General features: G+C 74.0%; 20 protein-coding genes. 11 read left to right on the forward strand and 9 right to left on the reverse strand.

Going from position 1 to position 26,613, the window contains the following annotated elements; all coding sequences use genetic code 11:
- Positions 1–169: 169 nt before the first annotated feature.
- A complete protein-coding gene (locus tag ABTY04_RS18750) occupies positions 170–1,789 on the reverse strand; it encodes a serine/threonine-protein kinase (protein ID WP_502996672.1) in 1,620 nt (539 codons plus the stop codon).
- Between the two features lie 377 nt (positions 1,790–2,166).
- Between ABTY04_RS18750 and ABTY04_RS18755 the strand changes: the two genes are divergently transcribed.
- A complete protein-coding gene (locus tag ABTY04_RS18755; protein ID WP_076046471.1) occupies positions 2,167–2,436 on the forward strand; it encodes a hypothetical protein in 270 nt (89 codons plus the stop codon).
- Positions 2,437–2,474: 38 nt separating this feature from the next.
- On the opposite strand, the gene ABTY04_RS18760 is transcribed toward ABTY04_RS18755, so the two are convergent.
- From ABTY04_RS18760 to ABTY04_RS18770, 3 genes are all read right to left on the reverse strand, one after another.
- Positions 2,475–3,698, reverse strand: coding sequence for a CaiB/BaiF CoA transferase family protein (locus tag ABTY04_RS18760; RefSeq protein WP_352214448.1), 1,224 nt, complete (start codon positions 3,696–3,698; stop codon positions 2,475–2,477).
- Between the two features lie 114 nt (positions 3,699–3,812).
- Positions 3,813–4,601: an ABC transporter permease gene (locus ABTY04_RS18765; protein WP_352214449.1), complete on the reverse strand. Its 789-nt coding sequence runs from the start codon at positions 4,599–4,601 to the stop codon at positions 3,813–3,815.
- The gene (locus ABTY04_RS18770) at positions 4,598–5,563 is read right to left on the reverse strand and encodes an ATP-binding cassette domain-containing protein (protein WP_352214450.1); all 966 of its coding nucleotides are present in this window, start codon (positions 5,561–5,563) and stop codon (positions 4,598–4,600) included. The genes ABTY04_RS18765 and ABTY04_RS18770 overlap by 4 nt, the downstream gene beginning before the upstream one ends.
- 63 nt (positions 5,564–5,626) lie before the next feature.
- On the opposite strand from ABTY04_RS18770, the gene ABTY04_RS18775 reads away from it, so the two are divergent.
- Positions 5,627–6,364, forward strand: a complete 738-nt coding sequence (locus ABTY04_RS18775) for a TetR/AcrR family transcriptional regulator (RefSeq protein WP_352214451.1) — start codon at positions 5,627–5,629, stop codon at positions 6,362–6,364.
- Positions 6,365–6,453: 89 nt separating this feature from the next.
- Here ABTY04_RS18775 and ABTY04_RS18780 read toward each other — a convergent pair whose 3' ends face one another.
- Positions 6,454–7,581 carry a type ISP restriction/modification enzyme gene (locus ABTY04_RS18780; protein ID WP_352214574.1) on the reverse strand — a complete coding sequence of 376 codons (1,128 nt, stop codon included), beginning with the start codon at positions 7,579–7,581 and terminating at the stop codon, positions 6,454–6,456.
- 158 nt (positions 7,582–7,739) lie between these two features.
- Here ABTY04_RS18780 and ABTY04_RS18785 point away from each other — a divergent pair, with 158 nt between their 5' ends.
- Positions 7,740–7,901, forward strand: a complete 162-nt coding sequence (locus tag ABTY04_RS18785) for a hypothetical protein (RefSeq protein WP_352214452.1) — start codon at positions 7,740–7,742, stop codon at positions 7,899–7,901.
- 30 nt (positions 7,902–7,931) lie between these two features.
- Here the strand turns inward: ABTY04_RS18785 and ABTY04_RS18790 are convergent, their stop codons facing one another.
- The gene (locus ABTY04_RS18790) at positions 7,932–8,681 is read right to left on the reverse strand and encodes a GntR family transcriptional regulator (protein WP_352214453.1); all 750 of its coding nucleotides are present in this window, start codon (positions 8,679–8,681) and stop codon (positions 7,932–7,934) included.
- Between the two features lie 50 nt (positions 8,682–8,731).
- Entirely contained in the window at positions 8,732–10,045 is a 1,314-nt protein-coding gene (gene hmgA, locus ABTY04_RS18795) for a homogentisate 1,2-dioxygenase (RefSeq protein WP_352214454.1), read from the reverse strand.
- Positions 10,046–10,232: 187 nt separating this feature from the next.
- On the opposite strand from hmgA, the gene ABTY04_RS18800 reads away from it, so the two are divergent.
- The 8 genes from ABTY04_RS18800 (at position 10,233) to ABTY04_RS18835 (ending at position 22,181) form a co-directional block, all read left to right on the forward strand.
- Positions 10,233–12,341 (forward strand): right-handed parallel beta-helix repeat-containing protein, encoded by a 2,109-nt coding sequence (locus ABTY04_RS18800; protein WP_352214455.1) that lies wholly within the window; start codon positions 10,233–10,235, stop codon positions 12,339–12,341.
- Between the two features lie 125 nt (positions 12,342–12,466).
- Positions 12,467–13,321: a cupredoxin domain-containing protein gene (locus tag ABTY04_RS18805; protein ID WP_502996673.1), complete on the forward strand. Its 855-nt coding sequence runs from the start codon at positions 12,467–12,469 to the stop codon at positions 13,319–13,321.
- A gap of 139 nt (positions 13,322–13,460) precedes the next feature.
- Complete coding sequence (locus ABTY04_RS18810; RefSeq protein ID WP_352214576.1) at positions 13,461–14,756, forward strand: hypothetical protein; 1,296 nt, start codon at positions 13,461–13,463, stop codon at positions 14,754–14,756.
- Between the two features lie 35 nt (positions 14,757–14,791).
- A complete protein-coding gene (locus ABTY04_RS18815; RefSeq protein ID WP_352214577.1) occupies positions 14,792–15,412 on the forward strand; it encodes a TetR/AcrR family transcriptional regulator in 621 nt (206 codons plus the stop codon).
- Positions 15,413–15,696: 284 nt separating this feature from the next.
- On the forward strand, positions 15,697–17,958 hold the full coding sequence (locus ABTY04_RS18820) for a molybdopterin-dependent oxidoreductase (protein WP_352214456.1): 2,262 nt from the start codon (positions 15,697–15,699) through the stop codon (positions 17,956–17,958).
- Between the two features lie 73 nt (positions 17,959–18,031).
- Positions 18,032–19,510 (forward strand): CitMHS family transporter, encoded by a 1,479-nt coding sequence (locus ABTY04_RS18825; RefSeq protein ID WP_352214457.1) that lies wholly within the window; start codon positions 18,032–18,034, stop codon positions 19,508–19,510.
- A 102-nt stretch (positions 19,511–19,612) separates the two neighbouring features.
- The gene (locus ABTY04_RS18830) at positions 19,613–21,025 is read left to right on the forward strand and encodes an aldehyde dehydrogenase family protein (RefSeq protein ID WP_352214458.1); all 1,413 of its coding nucleotides are present in this window, start codon (positions 19,613–19,615) and stop codon (positions 21,023–21,025) included.
- A 70-nt stretch (positions 21,026–21,095) separates the two neighbouring features.
- On the forward strand, positions 21,096–22,181 hold the full coding sequence (locus tag ABTY04_RS18835) for a Zn-dependent alcohol dehydrogenase (RefSeq protein WP_352214459.1): 1,086 nt from the start codon (positions 21,096–21,098) through the stop codon (positions 22,179–22,181).
- A 14-nt stretch (positions 22,182–22,195) separates the two neighbouring features.
- Here the strand turns inward: ABTY04_RS18835 and ABTY04_RS18840 are convergent, their stop codons facing one another.
- Positions 22,196–23,452, reverse strand: a complete 1,257-nt coding sequence (locus ABTY04_RS18840; protein ID WP_352214460.1) for an FAD-dependent monooxygenase — start codon at positions 23,450–23,452, stop codon at positions 22,196–22,198.
- Between the two features lie 63 nt (positions 23,453–23,515).
- Positions 23,516–26,461, reverse strand: coding sequence for an ATP-binding protein (locus ABTY04_RS18845; RefSeq protein WP_352214461.1), 2,946 nt, complete (start codon positions 26,459–26,461; stop codon positions 23,516–23,518).
- Positions 26,462–26,613 lie beyond the last annotated feature (152 nt).

Genomic DNA, 26,613 nt, shown 5'->3' on the forward strand with positions numbered 1-26,613 from the left:
CTCCGCCAACTCGGCAACCGACTCGTCGGCATCCTCCACGGCTGCCTCAAAACCCGCACCCGCTACGACGAAGCGACCGCCTGGTCCCACCACGCTTAACCCCATGCCGCTTGACACCGAACGACATGGGGTGTCTGACCGGACCCGCCCCGTGCCGGCCGCGGAGCCGTTACGGGGCGGCCTCCGGGTCCGACGCCGCCGGCCCCGCCGACACCGACACCGGGGCGGGCGAGCCGCTCGCACCGGGGGAGGGGGAGGGCGAGCCCGTCGGGGTCTCCCCCTCCTCGCACGTCACGGAGAACTCCACCCAGTCCGAGGCCGCCGGAGCGGGCCCGCGCACCTCCAGCCGGACCGCGTCGGAGAAGGTCGCGCTCGGGTAGTACGTGAGCTCGGTGTGGTCCAGCCGCCGGCTCCTGGGGCCGTCCGCCGGGTACGTGACGGACTGCCAGCCCGGGCCGGAGGTGACCCCGCTGCGCGTCGCCCAGCGGTACTCCAGCACGGCGGGCACACGGTCCGCCTCGACGTCCGCCGCGAAGGCGGGCGCCAGCGAGGCGGCCGGCGGGCAGCTCCCGCGGTAGCCCGCCCGTACGGCGCGGACCGACACGGCGAACCGCGGCGGGGGCGTGGCCGACGGCGAAGCGGACGGCGACGGGGACGCCGACGGCGGCCCCGAGCCGGACGGGCTCGCGGACGCGGCAGCCGAGGTGGCGGCCGGGCCCGTCGGGCCGGTGCCCCCGCCCCCGCCCGTCGTGTCGCGGTCCCTGAGCAACAGCCACACCAGCGCGACCACGGCCAGCAGCAGCACCACGATCCCGGCGGTCAGCACCAGCCCGGCCCGCCCCTCGCGCGGCGGCGCCCCGCCGCCCGCAGCCCCGCCCGGGCCGGGACGCGGTGCCGGCACCGGCCCCGGCACCGGCGCGGTGGGCCCGCCCCGCCGGTCCGGCCCGTCCTGCCCGTCCTGGCGGCCGTGCCGGTAGTGCGCCGTGGCCGTCGGCGAGTCCGGACCCGACACCGCCCCGCCGGAGCCCCGTACGATCCCGCCCGCCCCGATGATCCGCAGCATCCGGGCCGCCTCCGCCGCGGGGAGCCGCTCCTCCGGGTCCTTGCGCAGCAGCCCCTCCAGTACCGGCGTCAGCGGCCCGGCACGGCGCGGCGGCGGCAACTCCTCGTCCACCACCGCCCGCAGCGTGGACAGCGGGGTGTCCTGCCGGAAGGGTGTGACCCCCTCGACGGCGGCGTACAGCATCACCCCGAGCGACCACAGGTCCGATTCGGGCCCCGGATCGCGCCCCATCGCCCGCTCCGGCGCCAGGAACTCGGGGGAGCCCACCACCTCGCCCGTCATCGTGATCGCCGACGAGCCCTCCAGGCTGGCGATCCCGAAGTCGCTCAGCACCATCCGGCCGTCGTTGGCGATCAGCACGTTGGAGGGCTTCACGTCCCGGTGCAGCACCCCGGCCTCGTGCGCGGCGCGCAGCGCGGCCAGCACCTGCTCCCCGAGGTGCGCGGCCCGCTGAGGGGTGAGCGGCCCCTCGGCCTCCAGCACGTCGGCCAGCGAGAGTCCGCGCACCAGCTCCATGACGATCCAGGGCCGGCCGTCCTCGGTGACCACGTCGTAGACCGTGACGACCCCGCGGTGCGAGACCCGGGCCGCCGCCCAGGCCTCCCGTTCGAGCCGCCGGTACATCCGCCCGAGTTCGGCGCCGTCCAGGCCGGCCGGGGCCCGTACCTCCTTGACGGCCACCTCGCGGCCCAGCACCTCGTCGCGGGCCCGCCACACGATGCCCATGCCGCCCCGGCCCAGCACGTCGAGCAGCCGGTACCGGCCCGAGATGACACGGTCCGCGGCGGATTCCCCGTCCGCCCCACCGAATTCGTCACTCACGCGAGCCCCCAGGTGTGTCCGTGTGTCGGCGGGCGATCACTCCAAGTTAGCGCAGTGCGCTCGAAGTGACCCCGATACCGGCGGGACTTCGTGCGCGGGCCCCCGCAGGATCCGCACAAGGCCCCTTCACCTGCGGAGAGTGACGGCCGACTCCGCTGAGTTACCGTCAACTCCCTGTCGCCATAGGGGTAATTCACACCACCGGGATACCCGAGCGCGACGCAGGGGCGATAGGGTTACCCTGCCCGGGCCGGGTGCCCTCGTACGGGTGGGGAGAGAACATGGAACAGATAGCAATGCGCAGCAGGCCGCCTCGCGTGCCTGCCATCACCTGCGGCAGCAGTGCGACCAGCTCGCGCCTCGACCGCCACCTCGCCGTGCTGGGCGGCCCTGCCGTCCCGCACCGCGAGACGGCCGAGGCGACGCTGCTGATGCGCGAACTCACCTCTCGCGACCACACGCACCGCCTGCGGAGCCGGAGCGCGCGCGTGTCGCTCTTCGCGCCGCTGCGGCGGCTGCGTCGCACGCTCTTCGGCAGCCGCCGCTCGTAACAAACATCCCCGACTCCCACTGGTTTCGCTCCCCGGCCCTACGCAACCACACCATCCCGGCGCAGTGTCGTGATCTGTGCGCCCGTCATCCCCAGGGCGCGCAGCAGGGCCTCAGTGTGTTCGCCGAGCGCGGGCACCGCACCCATGTGCGGTGCCGCGCCGTCCGGCAGTCCGATCGGCGGCAGCAGCGCCCGCAGCGGACCGACCGGTGATCCCACCTCCCGCCAGCGGTCCCGTGCCGTCAGCTGCGGGTGCTGCGCGAGCCGGGCCACCGAGTTCAGCCGTGCGCACGCGATGCCCGCCGCCTCCAGCCGCCCGATCGCCTCGTCCGCGCCCAGCAGGGCCAGCGCCTCGGCGACCACCGCATCGGTCTTCTCCCGGCCGCGGGTGCGCGCCGCGTTCGTCGCGTACGCCGGATCCTCGGCCAACTCAGGCCGTCCCAGAACCTGTTCGGCGAGCCGCCGCCACTCGCGGTCGTTCTGCACCGACAGCAGCACCCGGTCCCCGTCCGCCGTCGGGTAGGCGTCGTACGGGGCGATGACGGCGTGCGCGAGGCCCGTGCGCACCGGCTGCTCCCCGCCGTGCATCGTGTGGTGCAGCGGATGGCCCATCCACTCGGCCAGAGCGTCGAGCATCGAGACTTCCACCCGGCCCCCGCGCCCGGTCGTCCCGCGGCGCAGCAGGGCCGCGAGGACCCCGGAGAAGGCGTACATGGCCGCCGCGATGTCAGCGGCCGGGATCCCCGCCTTGACGGGCTGCTCCGGGGTGCCGGTCACCGAGACCAGCCCCGCCTCGCACTGCACGAGCATGTCGTAGGCGCGCTTGTGGGCGTACGGGCCCTCGGCCCCGTACCCGGAGATGTCGACGGCGACCAGCCTCGGGTACCGCTCGCACAGCGCGGCCGAGTCGAGCCCGAGCCGGGCGGCGGCCCCCTGGGCGAGGTTCTGCACGAAGACGTCGGCCCCGGCGAGCAGCCCGTGCAGGACCTCCCGGCCGCGCGGGTCCTTCAGGTCGAGCGCGATCGACTCCTTGCCCCGGTTGGCCCAGACGAAGTGCGAGGCCAGTCCGTGCGCGGCACAGTCGTAGGCACGCGCGAAATCGCCGCCGTCGGGCCGCTCGACCTTGATCACCCGGGCTCCGAGGTCGGCGAGCTGGCGGGTGGCGAAGGGGGCCGAGACGGCCTGTTCGACGGCGACGACGGTGACCCCGTCGAGGGGCAGGGGGTCCACGGGGCGCGCGGGCGCGGGCGAGTCGGGTGTCATGACAGCCTGCCTACCCGCTGGGACCCGGACCTGTCACCACACAGGATGTCGACATGCCACGCCGTGCACGGTTCCTCCGCGTATGGCGCGTCCCCCGTGGACGGCGTACGGCTCTCACTCCCGGCCGCGTGCGAACCTGCGCGTGGCCGGCGGAGCGAAGAGGGCCAGCAGGATCAGCGACCAGACGACGGCCCCCGCGACCGGGTGCGCCGCCGGCCAGGCGGCGCCCGCCGCGGCCTCGCCGCCCGCGTTCCCGCACAGGGCGCGCACCGCCGTGGCGACGGCGCTGATCGGGTTCCACTCGGCGATCGTGCGCAGCCACCCGGGCAGTCCCGCGGTCGGCAGGTAGGCGCTGGACAGCATCGGCAGCACGAAAGTGGCGCTGCCGAGCTGCCCCGCCGCCTCCTCGCTGCTGCTCAGCAGGCCGAGGTACGTCCCCACCCATGCCGTGGCGAAGCGGAACAGCAGGAGCACGCCGAGCGCCCCCAGCGCGCCCGGGAGTCCGGTCTCGATCCGCCAGCCCATCGCGAGCCCCACCAGCATCACGGGCACCATGGAGAGCGCCGTGGTCAGAAGGTCGGCGGCGGTCTGCCCGAGCGGTACGGCCGCGCGGCTCATCGGCAGGGTCCGGAAGCGGTCCATCACCCCGCGGTGGGCGTCCTGCGCGGCCGTGAACATGCCGGTCATGAGGCCGTTCGCGGCGGTGGCGGCGAGCAGTCCGGGCACCAGGAACTCGCGGTACCGGTCGCCGGGCATGGCGAGCGCGCTGCCGAAGACGTACCCGAAGAAGAGCAGCATCGTGATCGGCATGGTCTGCGTGAGGATCAGCAGCGCGGGTGCGTGCCGGGTCTTCTGCAGCTGTCGGGTGAGGACGGCGCCGCCGTCCTGCAGCAGGGTGCTCATGCCGCTCGCTCCTTCGTCGTGGTGGTGCGGACCCGGGTGAGGCGCAGGAACACCTCGTCGAGGGTGGGCGGGCGCAGGCTCGCGTCGGTGACCGGGATCCCGGCCTGGTCGAGGGCGCGGATGATCCCGGGCAGGGTGAGCGTCCGGTCCAGAACCGTCACCCCGGCCGTCAGGCGCTGGGCGTCGAGTACGGGACGGCCGCCGGTCAGCCGGTCGAGTACGACGGCCGCGCCGTGGAGCGCCGCGGCCTCGGCGACGGTCACCTCGGCGTACGAGCCGATCCGGGACTTCAGCTCGGCCGGGGTGCCCGTGGCCACGGCCCGGCCGCGGTCGACGACCACGACGTCGTCGGCGAGGCGGTCGGCCTCCTCGAGGTACTGCGTGGTGAGGAGGACCGTCGTGCCCTCCTCGGCGAGTGCTCGAACTGCCGTCCAGATGTGCTCGCGGGCCGCCGGATCGAGGCCCGTGGTGGGCTCGTCGAGGAAGAGGACGCGGGGGCGGGTGATCAGCCCGGCGGCGAGGTCGAGGCGCCTGCGCATCCCTCCGGACCAGGTGCCGGCCACCCGGTCGGCGGCCTCGTCCAGGCCGAACCGCTCCAGCAGCTCGTCGGCCCGGGCCCGCCCGGCCGGACCGCGCAGTCCGGCGAGGCGGGCGAACAGCCGCAGGTTCTCGCGGCCCGTCAGATCCCCGTCGACCGAGGCGTACTGGCCCGTGACGCCGATGGCGCGGCGGACGGCCGCCGGATCGCGCACGACGTCGTGGCCGGCGACGAGGACGCGGCCGGCGGTGGGCCGGGTCAGCGTGGTGAGGATCCGGACGGCCGTGGTCTTGCCCGCGCCGTTGGGGCCGAGGAGGGCACAGACCGAACCGGCCGGCACCGCCAGATCGAGACCGCGCAGTGCGTGTACCTCGCCGAAACGCTTCTCCAGGCCCTCACTCAGTACAGCGTACGTAGTTGTCATGCGTCGGACCCTACCTCACTCCGTACGGTGTACGTAACTAGGATGATGGCGAGGTGATGAGTGATGGCAGCCAGCGGGCGACCCGCCCAACCCGAAGTGATCTGGGCCCGCCCGGGGCGCGCCGGCCGCGGACCCCGGCCCGCGCACACCCGTGAGTCGATCGCGGCCGAGGCCGTGCGGATCGCGGACGCGGAGGGGATCGAGGCCGTCTCCATGCGGCGCGTGGCCGCCGGGATCGGCGCCGGGACGATGTCCCTGTACAACTACGTGCCGCGCAAGGAGGACCTGTACGAGCTGATGGTCGACGCGGTCGGCGGGGAGTACGAACTGACCCCGCCGACCGGGGACTGGCGGGCCGATCTGCTCGCGCTCGCCCGCCAGACGCGGAAGATGATGCACCGCCACCCCTGGCTGCCCCGGCTGCTGACCCCCGTCTACGGCTTCAGCCCGAACGCCCTGCGCTACCTGGAGCACAGCCTGGACTGCCTGGCCCCGCTGGAGGTGTCGGGCGGGGAGAAGCTGGAGCTCGTCGCCGCGGTCAACGGCACGGTGGCCACCTTCGTGGCGAGCGAGCTGGCCCTGGCCGAACGGGCCCGGTCGCTGCCGTGGAGCGAGGCCGCCGAGGAGGGCATGCGGATGGCCTGGCTGGGCTCACGGCTGGCAACCGGGCAGTACCCGCGGCTGGCGGAGGCGCTCGCCGGCGCGCATCCGGTGACGGAGGCGGCGTCCGACCTGGGCGCGGTGTTCGACCGCTCGGTGTCCCGGCTGCTCGGGGCGTGGGGGCCCGCGGAGGCCACCTGACCCGGGGCCGGGCCCGTGCATTCCCGGTGCCGGAGGGCGAGGGGCGTCCGGTTTTGGTGCCGGAGGGGGCGCGGGCCGTGCGGTTCCCGTCAGAGCAGCGCGAACTGCCCGCCCGGACCCTCCTCGCGGTGGTCCAGTACGGACGCCGGGCGCCGGGCCCAGCGCGGCGGCGGCAGCACCCCCGCGGCCGCCAGACCGGCGGCGGGCAGCAGTGGCCCGGGGGTGAACGCCGCCCGCTCCGGAGCCAGATCGGCCAGCAGTGCCAGGGTGGTCACCAGTGCCAGCAGCTCCGAGGTCCAGGCCTGCGGCCACTCGGCCGGACCGAGCGCCTCCAGCCCGTCGGCCTCCGGATCCCGGTGGGCGGTCCGTGCGGCGAACCAGGCTTCGAGCACCCGCGTACCGCCCTGCACCTCGTACTCCCAGGCGCCCCGCGGTACGGGGGAGACCGTCCCGGCCCCCAGGCCGAGGGTCTCGGTCTCCGGGTCGTACGCGAGCCCGTCCGGCCAGGCCGGGACCGCCGAGCGCACGTACGGGCGCCGCCCGCCCGGCAGCCGGGGCGGCTCGGCGCCGGGCCCGCCCCGCAGCTGGACGGCGAGCAGCCGGTGCCCCAGCTCCAGCCCGGCCCGCCAGCGCCCGGGGTCGCCGGTGAGCGGGACCTCGTACCCCCGGGGGCCGGGGCGGCCCGCGGCGAGGATCCAGCACAGCACGTCCTGCGGGGTGACCGGGCCGCCGTAGCGCTCGCCGAGCAGCGGCAGCAGACCCGGCGCGAGATTGGGCTCGGCGCCGCCCGGGCGGCGGTGCAGCGGGCGGATCCGGCCCAGTCGGCCGGCCGGGAGGTGCGCCGTGACCAGCAGGTCCGGGGTCTCGACGGTGAAGAGCTGGTGCTCGTCGAGGACCCGCCACAGCTCCGGGCGGGCCGTGTCGATGAGCCGCTGGTCGGGCAGCAGCCACTGCTCGTCGAAGGGGTCGCGCAGCACCCGTACGGGGTCGGGGCAGGGGCCCGGCGCATCGGCGAAGCGGGCGGTCGACGGCGAGCGCCGGCCGGGCAGCGCGGCCGCCCCGGTGGTGGGCGTACGGGTCCGGGTCGGGCGGAACAGCCGGTCCCGCTCGGACCCTTCGGTGCCGGTCAGGGCCGCCCAGCGGGCGCGGAGGGACGCGGGGTCCGGGGCCGCCACCCAGGCCCGGCCCAGGCGCAGGCCGCCCACGGCCCAGGGCATCAGATCGTCCAGCAGCGGTACGTCTTCGCTCACCCGGCAGATGGTAGCGACGGGAGGTGGCGGCCGGGGGCGCGGCCGGGGAGCGGCGCAGGGCTGTATCCGGGCCGAAGAGCTACGCTCCATATGTACGGATGTGTTCTGCTGTCGAGGAGGCGGTCATGAGTCAGTACGACGAATACTCGACTCCGTCGCAGGCCGAGGGCGAGCGGCTCGACGAGGACATGGACGAGAAGGAGAAGATGCAGCGGCACCCGCAGACGATGCGGACCACGCCGTCGCAGGCGGAGGGTGAGCGCGGCAAGGACGACGACGAGAAGTGACGGCGAGAAGCAGCCCGCAACGGGCACCGGTCAGGTGGCGTCGACGGTCACCGTGAACGAGAACCGGTCGCCCCGGTACCGGATCCGCGCCACGTCCACGACCCGGCCGTCCTCGTCGTACGTCACGCCCGTGTAGTGCAGGATCGGGCTGAGCAACGGCACTTGGAGCAGTTCGGCCGTCTCCGGGTCGGCGAGGCGCGCCTCGACGGTGTCCGTGATCCGGCTGATCTTCACGCCCACCACGTCACGCAGCACCTTGGTCATCGGCCAGCGCGCCAGGTCGGACAGGTCCACCGCCTCCGCGACCTCGGGGCGGACCGCGTTCTCCGCCCAGTTGGTCGGCTCCCCGCTCTCGCCGTCGTGGCGCAGCCGGCGGTACGTGACCACCTCGGCCGTGTCCGGGAAGTGCTCCAGCAGCTCCCCGGACACGGCCGTCCGCTCGTGGCCGAGAATCGTCGTACGGTCGCCTGACTGCTGCGCGACGATCGCGTCGACCGAACCCAGCAGCCGCACCGGCGCCCCGCGCCGCGCACCCGGCTCGATGAACGTGCCGCGCCGCCGGTGCCGGCTGATCAGCCCCTCGCCCTCCAGCTCCTTGAGCGCCTGGCGCATGGTCAGCACGCTCACGCCGTAGTGCTCGGCCAGCTGCTCCTCCGTGGGCAGGCGCAGCGAGGCGTCCGGGGTGCGCCCCAGTATCGAGGCGCGCAGCGACTGGGACACCTGGTACCAGAGCGGCAGCTTCCGGTTGAGCACCAGGGAGTCGGGGGCGAAGGCGGTCACGGGAGGTTCTCCGTTAGGACGGGGCGTGGGGCGCGTGGCGCTTAGCGATACTAGGCGCGGAAGTGGCGCTGGAGCCCCTGCCAGACGTCGTCGTATCCGCGCTGGAGGTGGTCGGCGCCGGCCGCCTGGGTGGTGGCGGTGATCGGCCAGCGGGTCTCGAACATGAAGGCCAGACCGTCATCGATCTTCTGCGGCTTCAGCTCGGCGGCGCTCGCCTTGTCGAAGGTCTCCCGGTCCGGTCCGTGCGCGGACATCATGTTGTGCAGCGAGCCGCCGCCGGGGACGAAGCCCTCCGCCTTGGCGTCGTAGGCGCCCTCGATCAGGCCCATGTACTCGCTCATGACGTTCCGGTGGAAGTACGGCGGGCGGAAGGTGTCCTCGCCGACCAGCCAGCGCGGGGCGAAGACCACGAAGTCCACGCCCGCCAGCCCCGGGGTGTCGGAGGGCGAGGTCAGCACGGTGAAGATCGACGGGTCAGGGTGGTCGAAGCTGATCGAGCCCAGGACGTTGAAGCGGCGCAGGTCGTACACGTACGGGGTGTGCGTGCCGTACCAGGCGACCACGTCGAGCGGCGAGTGGTGGTAGGTGGCCGCCCAGAGGTTGCCGCAGAACTTGTTGACCACCTCGGTCGGGCGCTCGACGTCCTCGTACGCGGCCACCGGGGCCCGGAAGTCGCGCGCGGCGGCCAGGCCGTTGGCGCCGATGGGGCCCAGGTCGGGCAGCTCGAAGGGCTGGCCGTAGTTCTCGCAGACGTACCCGCGGGCATCGTCGTCGAGGAGCTCCACGCGGAAGCGCACGCCGCGCGGGATCAGGGCGACCTCGCCGGGGCCTGCGCTGAGCAGGCCGAGCTCGGTGCGCAGCAGCAGGCCGCCGCGCTCGGGGACGATCAGCAGCTCGCCGTCGGAGTCGCTGAACACCCGGTCGGTCATGGAGGCGTTGGCGGAGTAGAGGTGGATGGCCATGCCGGAGCGCTGGGTGGCGTCGCCGTTGCCGCCGAGGGTCCACAGGCCCGCCAGGAAGTCGGTGCCGGGGGCCGGATCGGGGAGCGGGTTCCAGCGGAGCCGGTTGGGGTCCGCCGGGGCCTCGGTGAAGGGCGCGGAACGCAGGGTGCCGTTGTCGGTCCGGGTGAAGGGCGGGTGGGCCGCCGAGGGGCGGATCCGGTAGAGCCAGGAGCGGCGGTTGTGCCGCCGCGGCTCGGTGAACGCGCTGCCGCTCAGCTGCTCCGCGTACAGACCGAGGGGGGCGCGCTGGGGCGAGTTGCGGCCGGACGGCAGCGCGCCGGGGACGGCCTCCGAGCTGTGCTCGTTGCCGAAGCCGGCGAGGTACTCCAGTGCCTCCGCCGTCTTCCTGGCCTGCTCGCTCATGGGTGCTCCCGCTCTGTCGAAGGAATCCTATGGTCGACAGTAGGATTCCGCGGCCCGCGCGTCAATGGCCTCCCGGTCCGCCCGGCCGGATCGGGCAGGGGCTTCGGAGGGGGTGGGGCCGAGGCCGTGCGATTTCGCGGTGCCGCGGGGGGTCCAAAAAGATGAACATTGCTCTACTCTCACGCGCATGTCGTGGACCCGCAGGTTCCCTGCCGTGCCGGCGGCGCTCCTCGCCGCCCTCCTCGCCCTCCTGTCCCTCTTCGCCGCCGCGCCCGCCGCCCGCGCGCACGAGGAGCGCCCCGTGACCCTGCCGGACGGCTCCGGATCCGTGCCGCAGTACCGGAAGGCCGAGCCCGACCTGCTGGTCTGCAAGACCGACCGGCCCGCCTTCGAGCGCCGGATATCCGCCTTCCCGGAGGAGCTCAAGCAGCGCAACCTCGCCCTGTACGAGCGGTGCGAGAAGAACGGCTACCGGCACCTCCAGGAAGCCGTCGACGCCGTGGACCGGCCCGGCATGAACATCGCGATCCTCCCCGGCCTGTACGAGGAGGAGCCCTCACTGCCGAAGCCGACGGGGGAGTGCGCCGCGCTGAAGGCCCCCAACTCCGCGCTCGGCTACCAGATCCTGTCCTACGAGCAGCAGGTCCAGTGCCGGCACAACCAGAACCTCGTCGCCATCCTCGGCAAGACCGGCCTCCAGATCGAGGGCACCGGCGCGAACCGGCTGGACGTCGTCATCGACGCCAAGTACCAGAAGCTGAACGCCATCCGCGCCGACAAGTCGAACGGCATCTACTTCCGCAACTTCACCGCCCAGCGCACCACCTTCAACTCGCTGTACGTACTGGCGGGCGACGGGTTCGTCATCGACGACGTGCTGACCCGGTGGAACGACGAGTACGGCTTCCTGACCTTCGCCAGCGACCACGGGCTCTACAAGAACTGCGAGTCGTACGGGAACGGCGACTCCGGCATCTACCCCGGCAGCGCCTCGAACATCAACGACGGGCGCGGCTACGAGGTCCCGCGCTACTCCATCGAGATCACCGGCTGCCGCAGCCACCACAACATGGTCGGATACTCCGGCACCGCGGGGGACTCGGTCTGGGTGCACGACAACGAGTTCGACCTGAACATGGGCGGCGCCTCGATGGACAGCGCCTTCCCCGGACACCCCGGACTGCCGCAGAACCACGCCAAGTTCGAGCGGAACCTGATCCACGACAACAACGCCGACTACTACGGCTACGTCGCCGACGGCACCTGCGCCAAGCCGCCGATCGAGCGCGGCTACGAGCAGGGCGTGGTCTGCCCCCAGATCTCCATGCCGCCGGGCACCGGCATCATCACCGCGGGCGGCAACTGGAACGTCTACGAGAACAACTGGGTGTACGGGCACCGGCGTGCCGGCTTCTTCCTCTCGGCGGTCCCGGCCTTCATCCGCGGCGAGGAGCAGTGGTCGAAGCAGGCGGACACCTCCCACCACAACCGCTACGCCGGGAACGTGCTCGGCAAGGACAAGTCCGGGGCCGCCCGCCCCAACGGCATGGACGTGTGGTGGGACGGCCAGGGCCGCGGCAACTGCTGGCAGAGCGGACCTGACGGCTCCACCCCGGGCACGCTCCCGGAGTGCGGTGCGCGCCGGGGCGCGGTGTCGGGCGGCTCGGCCCGGCTCGTGGGCGAACCGGTGAAACTCGCCCAGCTCCTGGTCTGCGCCGACTACAACGTCCAGGCACGCAAGCTCCCGGCCGGCTGCGACTGGTACGGCGCGCGCGGCCCGGAGCGGGTGGAGACCCAGATCGCGCTGGCGGTGGCGGGGGTGCTGCTGCTGGTGGGCGGGGTGCTGTGGTGGCGCCGCCTGCGCAGGTCCCGGCTGGGCACGGCGGCCTCGCTGCTGGGCCTGGCCGGCCTGGCCCTGGACGTGGCCGGCTCCACGATGCCGCTCGTGGACACCTTCGTGCCCGCCCTGGCCCTGCTCCTGCTGGGCCTGTGGTGGACGGGCGCGGGCATCGCGCTGCGCCCCACCCGCCCCTGGCTGGCGCGGCTGACCCTGGTGCTGGCGGCCCTCACCCTGCTGGACGCCTTCGACAAGGCCGTCCTGATGATCCCCTGGATCCCTCTCGGCCCCTCGTGGATCCGCGCCCTGCTGACCGTGCCCTGGGTCCTGTGGGCCACCATCGCCGCATCCCGCCCGGGCCCGGCCGGCCCGGGCGGCGACCCCGAGGGCGACCGTGCCCCGGTCCCGGTCGGCGCGCCCCCGGCCCTGCACGCCCAAGCCGAACCGGACACGGCATGACGCCCCGCCGACCCCCCACCCACCCCGCCACAAGCACCCCCCGCCGAGCCGGTGGCCGGGACGACCGAAGGAGGAACGCAGTGAGCGACCGGACCGCAGACCCCATCAGGTGCGACGGCCGCGGGGTGACGTCCGTCGGGGCGCGGCCCCGGCGGACCGCCCGCACCGCAGGCCTGCTCGCGCTCGTGCTCCTCCTGGCGGGCGGAGCGGCGACCGGCTGCGGCGGGCGGGCCACCACCCACCACAAACCCGGCACGAGCCACCAGCAGGCCACCGGCAGCGTCGGCACCCTGCTCGATACCACCGACCCCACCGGCCACCGGCTCCGTGAGGTACCGGCCGAGGGCGCGCCGGAGGTCCGGCTCGCCGCCCGCCCCGATACGGAGGACGGCTGGAACCTCCAGCTGACGGTGAAGAACTTCCGCTTCACCCCGGACAGCACCGGCGGCGCCGCGCTCCCGGGCGCCGGGCACGCGCACCTGGAGCTCGACGGCCGCAAAGTGGCCCGGCTGTACGGCCCCTGGTTCCACCTGCCCGCCGCGCAGGTCCCCGAGGGTGCGCACACCCTGACCGTCCGCCTCTACGCGGACGACCACACCGCCTGGGCCGTCGCCGGCAAGGCGGTCGAGGGGACGGCCCAGCTCACGGCCGCCGCCCCGGGCCAGGGCGGCCACACCCACGCCCCGCCGTCGGCACCGCCTTCGCCGGAAGCGCAGGCCGACCGTACGGTCGCCATCACCGTGCGGGACGGCAAGGTCGCCCCCGCCCCCGGCCGCACCGAGCTGCGGCGCGGCGAAAGCCTCGCCCTGCGCGTCACCAGTGACCGCGCGGACACCCTGCACGTCCACGGCTACGACAAGGAACTCGCCCTGCCGGCAGGCCAGGAGGCCACCCTGGTCCTGACGGCCGACCGTACGGGCCTCTTCGAGGTCGAGACGCACGAGTCCCGCCTCGTCCTGACCCAGCTCCTCGTCCGGTGACGCCCGCGCCCACCCCGACCCGGACCCGCCCGGCCCCGTTCCCCTTCCGCGGCGGGGAACAGGGCCGCACGGGCGGCCCGCGGTGACCCCGGTCGTGCCGGGGCTCGTCCCCGCCGCGGGCGGCGGCGGGGGCCGGGGCGTGGTCCTCCGCCCGGCCGATCCGCTCACCGCACTCGCGCACGGGATCGGGTCCCAGCACGATCTGCCGATCTCTCCCTTCTACGCATTCGCCGGTGCCTTCGCCGCGCTGTTCGTCTCCTTCCTCACACTCGGTCTGCTCTGGTCCGCGCCCCGTTTCCGCGGCGACCGGTCAGGCCTCGCCCTGCCCGCCGCCCTGGAGCGGATCGCCGACGCGCCGGCCACCCGTACCGCCCTGCGCGGACTCGGCCTCGCCGCCGCGCTCGCCGTCCTCATCTCGCTCCTCCTCGGTCCCGACGACCCCGCACACAACCCCGGCCCCGGCGCGGTCTATGTCCTCCTCTGGGTCGGCCTCGTCCCCGCCTCCCTCCTCCTCGGCCCCGTCTGGCGCCTGCTCAACCCGCTCCGCACCCTGTACCACCTGCTGCCCCGCGCCCGCCGCCAGGGGCACACCCCCCTCCCCGCCCGACTCGGCCAATGGCCGGCCGCCGCCGGGCTGTTCGGCTTCACCTGGCTCGAACTTGCCGCTCCGGATCCCGCATCCACCACCACCCTCCTGACCGCCGCCGCCCTGTACGCCGCCGCTCAACTCGCGCTCGCCGCCCGCTTCGGAGAGCGCTGGTTCGCCGACGGCGACGCCTTCGAGGCGTACTCCGCCCTCCTGGCCGGGCTCTCCCCCCTCGGCCGCCGCAGCGACGGCCGCCTGGTACTCCGCAACCCCTTCCACGGACTCGACGCGACACCCGAGCGGCCCGGACTCGTCGCCACCGTCTGCGTCCTGCTCGGCTCCACCGCCTACGACGGCTACTCCGACAACCCGTCGTGGATCAACACCCTCCAGACCTCCCCCCTCGGCCGCACCCCCACGGCCACGCTCGGACTGCTCGCTTCCGTCGCTCTCGTCGCCATCCTGTACTGCCTCTGCGCGGCGGCCACCCGCCTCGTCTGCGGCCCGCACCCGGGCCCGCTGACCGCCTTCGCGCACTCACTCGTGCCGATCGCACTCGGCTATCTCGTCGCCCACTACTTCTCCCTCTTCGTCATCGAAGGACCACGCACAGTAAGCATGGCACTGGGCACTGACAACGCCCCCGAACCCTTGCCGCCACTGGGCCCAGGCGGCCTCGCCGCCCTCCAGGTCGTCGCCGTCGTCACCGGCCACGTGCTCGGCGTGATCGCGGCCCACGACCGCTCCGTACGCCTCTTCCCGCCCGCGAGGGCCGTCGCCGGCCAGCTGCCGCTGCTCGCGCTCATGATCACTTACACGATCGGGGGGATCGGCCTCCTGCTGAACTGAGACCACTGCTGTACCGAGAAGCCAGGAGCGGCATGATGGACCCCGTGCCCCCCGCCCACCCCTTGCGCCGTACGCCGATCCAGCAGCGCAGCGCCGACCGGCTCGCCCGGATACTCGACGCCTGCGCCGAACTCCTGGACGAGACCGGGTACGAGAACCTCAGCACCCGGGCCGTCGCCCTGCGCGCCGGGGTGCCGATCGGCTCGGTCTACCGCTTCTTCGGCAACAAGCGGGCCATGGCCATCGCCCTCGCCCACCGCAACCTGGACCGGTACACCGAAGGCATCGCGGACCGCCTCGCCGCCCTTCCGGCCGGCGACTGGCGGCCCGTCGTGGACGCCGTGCTGGACGAGTACCTGGCCATGAAGCGCACCGTCCCCGGTTTCGCGCTCGTCGACTTCGGGGTGCCCGCCCCGCCGGCCGAGGGTCCGGCCGCGGACCCCAACCGGCTGGTCGCCGTACGCCTCACCGAACTGCTCGGCACGCACCTCGGCCTGACCCCGGACGCCACCCTGGAACGGGCGGTGCTGGTCGCCGTCGAGGCCACGGACGCACTGACGAAGCTGGCCTTCCGGGCCGACCCGGCCGGCGCCCCCGCCATCGTGGCCGAGATCCGGGCGATGATGCACGCCTACCTCGCCCGCGTACTGGACTGACCCCGTCCGTCCGCCTGCCCGACAGGCCGCCCGCCCCGCAGGCCCGTCCGTCCCGCCCGCCGTTCTGTCCGCGAGCCCCGCGACCCGCCCGCCCCGGCCCCGTCCCGGGCGCGCCCGCCTCGATGGCCGCCGGCGCTCGCCCGGCCGGGGCCGCCCGCCGGCCCCGTGCGCCGCCCCGACGGCCCGCGCCTCGGCCCGCGTACCCCTCCCCACCGTGCCTACCGGTCGGTATGCTCGGCTCACCCCGCCTGCCCGTGCCGCAGCCTGCCGTCCCTGGAGGGCCCATGCCCCGCACCGCCCTGCGCATCTGCCCCCTCTGTGAAGCCACCTGCGGCCTCACCCTCACCATCGACGGCACCACCGTCACCGGCGCCCGCGGGGACCGCGAAGACGTCTTCAGCCGCGGCTTCATCTGCCCCAAGGGCGCCGCCTTCGGCGCGCTCGATGCCGACCCCGACCGCCTGCGCACCCCCCTCGTCCGCCGCGACGGACGGCTCCGGGAGGCCACCTGGGAGGAGGCGTACGAGGCCGTCGCCGCCGCGATCCCGGCCCTCGTGCAGGAGCACGGCCCCCAGTCCGTCGGCGTGGTCCTCGGCAACCCGAACGTGCACACCATGGCGGGCGCCCTCTACCCGCCGCTCCTGCTCAAAGCCCTCGGCACCCGCAACCTCTTCACCGCCAGCACCCTCGACCAGATGCCCAAGCACGTCTCCAGCGGACTCCTCTTCGGCGACCCGTTCGCCATCCCGGTCCCCGACCTCGACCGCACCGACTTCCTCCTTCTCCTCGGCGCCAACCCCGTCGAGTCCAACGGCTCCCTGTGCACCGCCCCCGACTTCCCGGGCCGGCTCAAGGCGCTGCGCGCCCGCGGCGGCACCCTGGTCGTCGTCGACCCGCGCCGCACCCGCACGGCCAAGCTCGCCGACCGCCACCTCGCGCCGCGCCCCGGCAGTGACGCCCTGCTGCTGGCAGCCCTCGCGCACACCCTCCTCGCCGAGAAACTCGCCGCCCCGGGCGTGCTGGAGGAACGGACCGAAGGACTCGGGGAACTCGCCGAGGCCCTCGGGAGTTTCACTCCTGAGGCCGTTGCCCCCGCCTGTGACCTCGCGGCCGCCGAGATCCGCACCCTCGCCCGCGACCTGGCGGCCGCGCCCACCGCCGCCGTCTACGGGCGGATCGGCAGCTGCACCGTCGAGTACGGCACGCTCGCCAGCTGGCTGGTCGACGTGCTGAACATCCTCACCGGCAACCTCGACCGGCCAGGGGGAGTCCTCTTCCCGCTCCCGGCCGCCGGCCCGCGGCCGCGTCCCGCCGGGCCCGGCAAGGGCTTCACCCTCGGCCGCTGGCGCAGCCGGGTCAGCGGACACCCCGAGGCCAAGGCCGAACTGCCCATGGCCGCGCTGGCCGAGGAGATCGAGACGCCGGGGGAGGGGCGGATCCGCGCCCTGGTCGCCATCGCCGCCAACCCGGTGCTGTCCGCCCCCGACGGGCGGCGCCTGGACGCAGCCCTGGCCGGACTCGACTTCATGATCAGCATCGACCCGTACCTCAACGAGACCTCCCGCCACGCCCACGTCGTCCTGCCTCCGCCGCCGCCCTCCCAGAGCGCGCACCACGACTTCGCCTTCAACGGGTTCGCCATCCGCAACCAGGTGCGCTACAGCCGTCCTGCCGTCCCGCTCGAAGCGGGCCGGCTCGACGAGTGCGAGATCCACGCCCGTCTCGTCCTGGCCGTGTCCGGCCTGCACGGCGCCGCCGCCCCGGCCGCCGTCGACGACATGGCCGTCCAAGGCGCCCTCGCCAAGGAAACCGCCGACACCCGCTCCCCCCTGCACGGGCAGGCCCCGGCGCACCTGGCCGCCCTGCTCGCCGGGGAGAACGGACCCGAGCGGCGGCTCGACCTGATGCTCCGACTCGGGCCGTACGGAGATCTGTTCGGCGCCGGCTCCGCCGCGGGGGCGGGAGCGGGAGCGGGCGAAGGCGAGGGGCTGAGCCTGGAGCGGCTGCTCGCGCACCCGCACGGCATCGACCTGGGCCCGCTGCGGCCCCGGCTCCCGGGCGTGCTGAGGACGCGCAGCGGCAGGATCGAGCTGCTCCCGGACCCGATCACGGCCGAGCTCCCCCGGCTGCGCGCGGCGCTCGCCGACCGCCCTGCCGCCCTGGTGCTCGTGGGCCGCCGCCATCTGCGGTCCAACAACAGCTGGTTGCACAACGTTCCGGCCCTCACCGGAGGTTCCAACCGGTGCACCCTCCAGGTGCATCCGGAGGACGCCGGCCGGCTCGGCCTCACCGAGGGCGGCCTCGCCCGGATCACCGCCGACGGCGGCAGCCTGGAGGTTCCCGTCGAGGTCACCGACACCGTCCGCACCGGCGTGGTGAGCCTCCCGCACGGCTGGGGCCACGACCGCGACGGGGCCCGGCTCTCCGTCGCCTCCACCGTGCCCGGCGCCAACGTCAACCAGCTCCTCGACGGCTCCCGGCTCGACCCGCTGTCCGGGACGGCGGTGCTCAACGGTTTCCCCGTCGAACTGACACCCCTGCCCTGAGCTGGGGTTTTGCTCGTATTGCTCACGCGCGGACGTCTTGTTGGCCGAGTGAGGGGGCACCTACGTTCCCTGCATGCTGACCTTCCTCGGCTTCGCCATGATCGCCACTTTCCTGGTCCTGATCATGATGAAGAAAATGTCGCCCATCGCGGCGCTCGTCCTCATCCCCGCGCTGTTCTGCGTGTTCGCAGGCAAGGGCGCCCACCTCGGCGACTACGTCATCGACGGCGTCGGCAAACTCGCGCCGACCGCCGCCATGCTGATGTTCGCCATCGTCTACTTCGGCGTGATGATCGACGTCGGCCTCTTCGACCCGATCGTGCGCGGCATCCTGCGCTTCTGCAAGGCGGACCCGGTCCGGGTCGTGGTCGGGACGGCGGCCCTCGCCGCCATCGTCTCGCTCGACGGCGACGGCTCGACCACCTTCATGATCACTGTTTCGGCCATGTACCCGCTCTACAAGCGGCTCGGCCTCAGCCTGGTGGTCATGACGGGCGTCGCCGCCACCGCCAACGGCGTCATGAACACCCTGCCCTGGGGCGGTCCCACGGCCCGCGCCGCCACCGCCCTCAAGCTCGACGCCTCCGACATCTTCGTCCCGATGATCCCCGCGCTCGCGGTCGGCCTGCTGTTCGTGTTCGCCCTCGCGTACGTCCTCGGACTCAAGGAGCGGCGCCGGATCGGCACGCTGGTCCTGCCCGGTGCCACGGAGCCGGTGTCCGGTCAGGTTCCGGAGCCCGCCGAGGAGCCGCTGCTCGTCCCCGCCACCGGGTCGGCCGATGCCGAGACCGCCGCCACCGGCGCGGGCGCCGCCCCCGGCTCGGAACCCGCCTCCGGCAAGGGCACCGCCTCCGGCACCGGCTCCGCCCCCACGTCCGGATCGGCCGGCTCCGCCGTACAGGAGGACGGCTTCCAGGGGCTCGACCCCCTCCGCCCGACCCTCCGCCCGCGCCTCTACTGGTTCAACGCCGGCCTCACCGTCGCCCTCCTCGTCGCGATGATCATGGAGCTGCTGCCCATCCCGGTGCTCTTCCTCCTCGGAGCCGCCCTCGCCCTGACCGTCAACTTCCCGCACATGCCGGACCAGAAGGCCCGGATCGCCGCCCATGCCGACAACGTCCTGAACGTCGCCGGCATGGTCTTCGCCGCCGCCGTCTTCACCGGGGTCCTCAGCGGCACCGGCATGGTCAAGCACATGGCCGACTGGCTCGTCGGCGCCGTCCCCGAGGGCATGGGCCCGCACATGGCGCTGGTCACCGGCCTGCTCAGCCTGCCCCTCACCTACTTCATGTCCAACGACGGCTTCTACTTCGGCGTCCTGCCGGTCCTGGCCGAGGCCGGAGCCGCCCACGGGGTCTCCCCGCTGGAGATCGCCCGCGCCTCGCTGGTCGGCCAGGCCCTGCACATGTCCAGCCCGCTCGTCCCCGCGGTCTACGTCCTCGTCGGCATGGCCGGGGTCGAGTTCGGGGACCACACCCGCTTCACCGTGAAGTGGGCGGCCCTCACCTCCCTCGTCGTCCTCGGGGCAGGGATGCTTTTCGGCATCATCTGACCCCCGACACCTCTGGCGTGCCGAAAACTACCGTCGCTAGTTTGTAGGGTGTTCGAACGAGGTCAGGTCTCTACGCGCTGGTGCGTGCTCGGGAGGAAAGCCATGAAGGCCCACGACGGGATGTACATCGGCGGTACCTGGCGGCCCGCCGCCGGACGCGAGCAGATCGAGGTGGTCAACCCGGCCGACGAGCAGGTCATCGGCCGGGTCCCGGCCGGGAACGCCGAGGACGTGGACGCGGCCGTACGCGCCGCCCGTGCCGCCTTCCCCGGCTGGGCGGCCACGGCTCCGGCCGAACGGGCCGCCCTGATCGCGGCGCTCCGCGATGTGCTGGTGGCCCGCAAGAGCGAATTCGCCGAGATCATCACCGCCGAACTCGGCTCCCCGGCGGGCTTCTCGGAGATGGTCCACGTGGGGGCGCCGATCGCGGTGTCCTCCTCGTACGCCGAGCTGGGGGCCTCGTACGCCTTCGAGGAGCGGATCGGCAACTCCACCGTGCTGCTGGAGCCGATCGGCGTCGTCGGGGCCATCACGCCCTGGAACTACCCGCTGCACCAGATCGTTGCCAAGGTGGCGCCCGCTCTCGCCGCCGGCTGCACCCTCGTCCTCAAGCCGGCCGAGGACACCCCGCTGACCGCACAGCTCTTCGCCGAGGCCGTGCACGAGGCAGGCATCCCGGCCGGAGTGTTCAACCTGGTGACCGGGACCGGCCCGGTCGCCGGTCAGGCGCTGGCCGCGCACGAGGGAGTCGACCTCGTCTCCTTCACCGGCTCCACCGCGGTCGGCAAGCAGATCGGCGCCACGGCCGGTGCCGCGGTCAAGCGCGTCGCGCTCGAACTCGGCGGAAAATCGGCCAATGTCATCCTGCCCGGGGCCGACCTGGCCAAGGCCGTCGCGGCGGGCGTGGGCCACGTCATGAACAACTCCGGCCAGAGCTGCAACGCGCTCACGCGGATGCTCGTCCACCGCGACCAGTACGAGGAGGCCGTCTCGCTCGCGGCCGCCGCCGTCGCCAAGTACCCCTCCGGCGACCCCCGCGACCCGGGCACCCGCCTCGGCCCGGTCGTCAACGCCAAGCAGCGCGACCGCGTGCGCGGATACATCGCCAAGGGCGTCGAGGAGGGTGCGCGCCTCGTCGCCGGCGGCCCCGACGCGCCGCACGAGCAGGGGTACTTCATCGCCCCGACCGTTTTCGCCGACGTCACGCCCGGGATGACCATCGCGCAGGAGGAGATCTTCGGCCCGGTGCTGTCGATCCTCCCGTACGAGGACCAGGACGAGGCCCTGCGCATCGCCAACGGCACCGTGTACGGGCTGGGCGGCGCGGTGTGGGCGGCGGACGAGGAGACGGCCGTCGCCTTCGCCCGGCGCATGGACACCGGCCAGGTCGACATCAACGGCGGGCGCTTCAACCCGCTCGCGCCCTTCGGCGGGTACAAGCAGTCGGGCGTCGGCCGCGAGCTCGGCCCGCACGGCCTGGCCGAGTACCTCCAGACGAAGTCCCTGCAGTTCTGAGCCGCCCCGAGCCGCTCCGAGCCGCTCCAAACCGCCCCGCAGTCCCGAGCCCCGAGAGACGGAATCGACCATGGTCCGCGCCGCCATCCTGCCCGCCGTCGGAGCCCCGCTGGAGATACGGGAGATCGTCCTGCCCGATCCCGGCCCCGGTCAGGTCCGGGTGCGGCTCGCCGCAGCCGGTGTCTGCCACTCCGATCTCTCCCTCACCGACGGCACCATGAGGGTGCCCGTCCCCGCAGTCCTCGGCCACGAGGGCTCGGGCACGGTCCTCGCCGTCGGCGAGGGCGTCACGCACGTCGCCCCCGGCGACGGCGTGGTGCTCAACTGGGCCCCGTCCTGCGGGGAGTGCCACCACTGCTCGATCGGCGAGGTCTGGCTCTGCGCCAAGGCGCTCACCGGGGTCGGGGCGGTCTACGCCCACGACGCCGACGGCACGCCGCTGCACCCGGGGCTGAACGTGGCCGCATTCGCCGAGGAGACGCTCGTCGCGGCCAACTGCGTGCTGCCCGCACCCTCCGGCATCCCGCTGCCCGAGGCCGCCCTGCTCGGCTGCGCGGTGCTCACCGGCTACGGCGCCGTCCGCAACAGCGCCCGCGTCGCCCCCGGTGAGGCGGTCGCGGTCTTCGGCGTCGGCGGAGTCGGCCTGGCCGCACTCCAGGCCGCCCGGATCGCCGGAGCGGGCCCGATCGTGGCCGTCGACGTCTCCCCGGGCAAGGAGGAGCTGGCCCGGGCGGCCGGGGCCACCGACTTCGTGCTCGCGTCCGACACCACCGCCAAGCAGATCCGCGCCCTCACCGGCGGCCAGGGCGCCGACGTCGCCGTCGAGTGCGTAGGGCGGGCGGAGTCCATCCGCGGAGCCTGGGACTCCACCCGCCGCGGAGGCCGCACCACGGTCGTCGGCATCGGCGGCAAGGAGCAGCAGGTCGCCTTCCACGCCCTGGAGATCTTCCACTTCGCCCGCACCCTCACCGGCTGCGTGTACGGGAACAGCGACCCCGCCCGCGATCTCCCGGTGATCGCCGACCACGTCCGCGCGGGCCGGCTCGACCTCGGCTCCCTGGTCACCGAGCGCATCACCCTCGACGGCATCCCGGCCGCCTTCGAGGCGATGCTCGCCGGCAAGGGGGGCCGCTCGCTGGTCGTCTTCCAGCCGTAGGACGCTGCCGCACGTTACCGCGGAGCCTCCGCCCCTTCCCGGAGGGCGGGGCTGCGCGGCCGGTACCGGTCGTACTCGCCGTAGTCCCGCAGAGTGATGTTCTCGGCGGTCTTGCGGGCGATCCGGGCCGCCATGTCCTTCCCCGGCAGGTACGGCATGACCTTGTAGTAGCGGTTGAGGAGCGTGGCCGTGAAGCGGCTCCCGGGAACCATGAGCCTGGCGACGCCATCGCCCATCTTCTGGCAGCCCTCCGCGTATTCCCGCAGTTCGGCCTCGTAGCGGGTGAACGCGACGCGGTGGTCTCCGCGCGCCGCGGCCAGCTCGCCGGCCAGGACGTACGCGCCGACCAGGGCGAGTCCCGTACCCATGCCGGACAGGGAGGACGGGCAGAAGGCGGCGTCGCCGACGAGGGCGATCCGGCCCCGGCTCCAGGAATCCATGCGGACCTGACCGACCGAATCGAAGTAGAAGTCGGGCGCGTGGCGCATGTCCTCCAGCAGCCGGTCGCTCTCCCAGCCGGTGCCCGCGAACCGCTCGGTGAGGACGGCCTGCTGCTGCGCGACGTCGCGCCGGCCGACGTCGAGGAGCGGGGAGGCGAAGTAGAAGACGGCCTTGGCCTCGGTGTTGTGGCGGGCGCTGTACACCGCGACGAGCTTGCCCGCGGTGCGGTACGCGTGTCCGGTGTGGTCGAGCCCGAGGCGGTTGGCCGTGGTGAAGATCGCGCAGTGGACGCCGAGGTGCCGTACGAACCGCTCCTCCGGCCCGAACGCCAGGCGGCGGGTGCGCGAGTGCAGCCCGTCGGCGCCGATCACCAGGTCGAACCGGCGCGGTGCGCCGCGCTCGAAGGTGACGGTCACCCCCTCGGCGTCCTCGGTGAGCGAGGTGACGGAGTCCCCGAAGACGTACTCGGTGTGCTCCTTCGTCGTGTCGTAGAGGATCCGCGCCAGGTCGCCCCGGAGGATCTCGACGTCTCCGGCGAACAGATCGGCGGGCAGCCGGGCCTGCGGCTTGCCCGCGCTGTTGACGTACGCCATGGAGCCCATGCCGGTCCGGGCCCGTTCGATGTCGTCCAGGATGCCCATGGCGCGCAGGACCGACAGATGGGCCTCGCCCCGGAAGTCCACGGCGTAGCCCCCGTCGCGGAGGGCGGGTGCGGCCTCCACGATCGTGGTGGTGAAGCCGTACCGGTGGAGCCAGTGGGCGAGCGCGGGGCCGGCGACGGAGGCGCCGGAGATCAGTACGCGGACGTTCTTCGTGTCGGTGTCGTTCATGCCGGTGAGCTTCCACGGCAGGGCTCACCGCGGGCTCACCGTCCGCTCACCGGGCTCGCGCGCTCACCGCCCCACGGCCTCGGTGACGCGCCTGACGGCGCTCGCGGGCAGGCCCATCAGGCGGAGGGCATCCGGAGTGTCGGCCCGTGCCGCCACCGCCGCCTCCGCGGCCTCCCGGTAGCGGGTCCGGGCCGCCGCGAGGTCGCCCCGCGCCTCGGCGATGCGGCCGAGGCCGACGAGGGTACGGACCCGGGTGCCGACGCTCTTGACCCAGTGCGGGTCGGCGCGCTCCAGAGCCTCCTCGTACAGCCGCTCCGCGCCGGCCGGGTCCCCGTCGAGCAGGGCCAGGTCGGCGAGTCCGCGCAACGCCGCCGCCAGACAGGTGGAGCTGCCGGCGCGCCGGGCCAGCGCGGCGGCCTCGGCATAGTCGGCGCGGGCCGTCGCCGCGTCCTCGGCGACGCGGCGGTCGGCCCGGTTGACCAGCAGGTCGGCGCCGTCCTCCAGCGCGCCGAGCTGCTCGGTGAGCGAGAGGGCCTCGTCGGTGAGCGCGAGGGCACGCGCGTGGTCGCCGCGGCGGCCCGCCAGGTCGGAGAGGACGTCCAGGGCCAGGGCGGTGCCCCAGCGGTCACCGAGCGAGCGGAACGCCTCGGCGGCGGTGTCGAACGTCCGCTCGGCCAGGGCGGCGTCCCCCTCACCGAGGGCCCCGAAGCCCGCCACGTACCGGGCGGCGGCCCGCGCCCACGGTTCAGGGCAGTCGAGCTGGGCCGAGACGAGCGCGAAGGCGCTCTGCGCGCCGCCTTCGCCCGCGTTGCGCATCATCCACAGGAGCAGGCCGACGGGGTAACTGCCCGGTCGGGCACCCGACCACGCGGCGGCCAGCGCCTTCTCGGCCACCGCCCGGTGCCGCTGCCACACCGGCCGCCCGTCGGCGCCCGACGCCGCCAGCAGCACGCACAGGACGTACTCCTCGCCGAGCCCGTCAGGCGGCTCGCCGCCCATGGCGCCGCCCGTCCCGCCCGTCCCGTCGTCCGTCGCTTCGAGCTCGTCGAGGGCTTCGAGGAGCGCGATCGCCTGTGGCGCGACCGAGGCCGACACGCCCCGGATCCACAGATAGGTGGAGGCCGAGGCGAGCAGCTCAAGGCCCGTCTCCACATCCTGCGCCTCGGCCGCCCAGCGCAGGGCCGCCAGGAGGTTGCCGTGCTCGGCCGTGAGGAGGGGCAGCCACTCCAGCTGCTCCGCACGCCGCAGATGCGGGTCGGCGGTCCCCGCCAGCTCCAGGAACCGCCGGGCGTGGGCCCGCTGTACGGCATCGCGTTCGAGCGCCGCGTCGAGCTGCTCGCCCCCGTAGGCGCCGATCGTCTCCAGTATCCGGTAGCGGCCGCCCGCGAACTCCAGAAGCGATTTGTCGACCAGTGCTTCGAGTGTCTCGCCGTCGGTGTCGCACACCCGTATCGCGGACTCGGCCGTCGCGCCACCCGCGAACACCGTGAACCGTCGCGCGGCCCGCTGCTCCGGCTCGGAGAGCAGCTCCCAGCTCCACGCCACGACCGAGCGCAGGGTCCGGTGGCGCTCTTCGGCGCTGCGGCTGCCGCGGGCCGCGACCCCGAGCCGGTCGTCCAGCCGACCCGCGAGTTCGTCGACGTCCAGCGTCCGGACGCGCGCCGCAGCGAGTTCGATGGCCAGGGGGAGGTCGTCGAGGGCCGCGCAGATCCGCCGCACGACCTCGGAGCCGGCGGTGAAACCGCGCCGTACGGCGGAGGCACGGTCGGTGAAGAGCCGAACGGCTGCGTCGCCGTCGAGGGGCCGCACCGGCCAGAGGCTCTCGCCGATGATGCCGAGCGGCTCCCGGCTCGTCGCGAGGACCCGCAGCCGCGGGCAGGCCGCCAGCAGTCGCGCCGCCAGCGCCGCGATCTCGTCGACGAGGTGCTCGCAGTTGTCCAGGACGAGCAGCAGCATCCGGTCCGACAGCGCCGCGATCAGGCGGTCGACCGGTGTCTGCCCGGTCTCGCCCATGCTCAGCCCGTTCTCGCGCAGGCCCAACGCGCTCAGCAGGGTCTGCGGCAGCCCGGCGCCGTCGCGCAGCGGGGCCAGCTCCACGAAGCACACGTCGTCGGACCCGGTCCCGGCGACTTCCACGGACAGCCGGGTCTTGCCGACTCCGCCGGGGCCGGTCAGCGTGACCAGCCGGGCCACCCGCAGCAGGCCCGCGACCTCGGCCACCTCGCCGGCGCGCCCGACGAACGCCGTCAGCTGCGCGGGCGGGGCGGCGGGCGCCGGAGACGGATCGGCGCTCAGCAACTCCCGGTGCAGCGCCATCAGTTCGGGAGAGGGGTCGGTGCCCAGCTCATCGGCCAGATGCCGCCGGGTCTCCTCGTACGCCACCAGGGCGGCAGCCGGCCCGCACTCGGCGAACAGCGCCCGTATCAGCAGCCCCGCCAGCCGCTCCCGGAGCGGATGGCGCCCGACCAGCTCACGCAGCTCGGGTACGGCGCCGGGCTGCCCGCCGAGCAGGCACTCCGCCTCGATCCGGTCTTCGAGCGCCCCGAGCCGGAGCTCTTCCAGGCGTAGTGCGGCGGGCCGGGCGGTCTCGCTGTCGGCGAGGCCGGGCAGCGCCGGGCCCCGCCACAGCGCCAGCGCCTCGCGCAGCAGCGTGACCGCCCGCTCGGCGTCGCCGGCGCGCAGCGCGGAGCGCCCCTCCCGGGCCAGCCGCTCGAACCGGCAGGCGTCCACGTCGTCCTGCGCCACCACGATCCGGTAGCCGGTCCCGGCCTGCTCGATCGCGGCCCCCGTACCGAGGGCCTTGCGCAGCCGGGACACCTGGGACTGGAGGGCGTGCGTGGACGGCGTGCCGTCCGGGCCGGCGGCGTCGGCCAGCCGGTCCGCCGACACGACCTGCCCCCGGTGTGTCAGCAGCAGGGCCAGCAGCGCGCGACGGGCCGGCCCGCCCAGCGGAACCTCCGTCCCGTGGTCGTGCCACGCCCGGGTCTCTCCGAGGATTCCGAACAGCATGCCGGTGATTATCCACCGGAGTTGATCACCGCGGGCGATCGGACCGAGATGGGTCCCGCCCGAGACGTCGATGGTCTGGCCGGTCACCCACCGGCCCTGCGGGCCCGCCAGGAACCCGACGACGTCGGCGACGTCCTCGGGTTCGCCGAGCC

It is taken from the genome of Streptomyces sp. NPDC097981 (assembly GCF_040302565.1).
Lineage (GTDB): Bacteria > Actinomycetota > Actinomycetes > Streptomycetales > Streptomycetaceae > Streptomyces.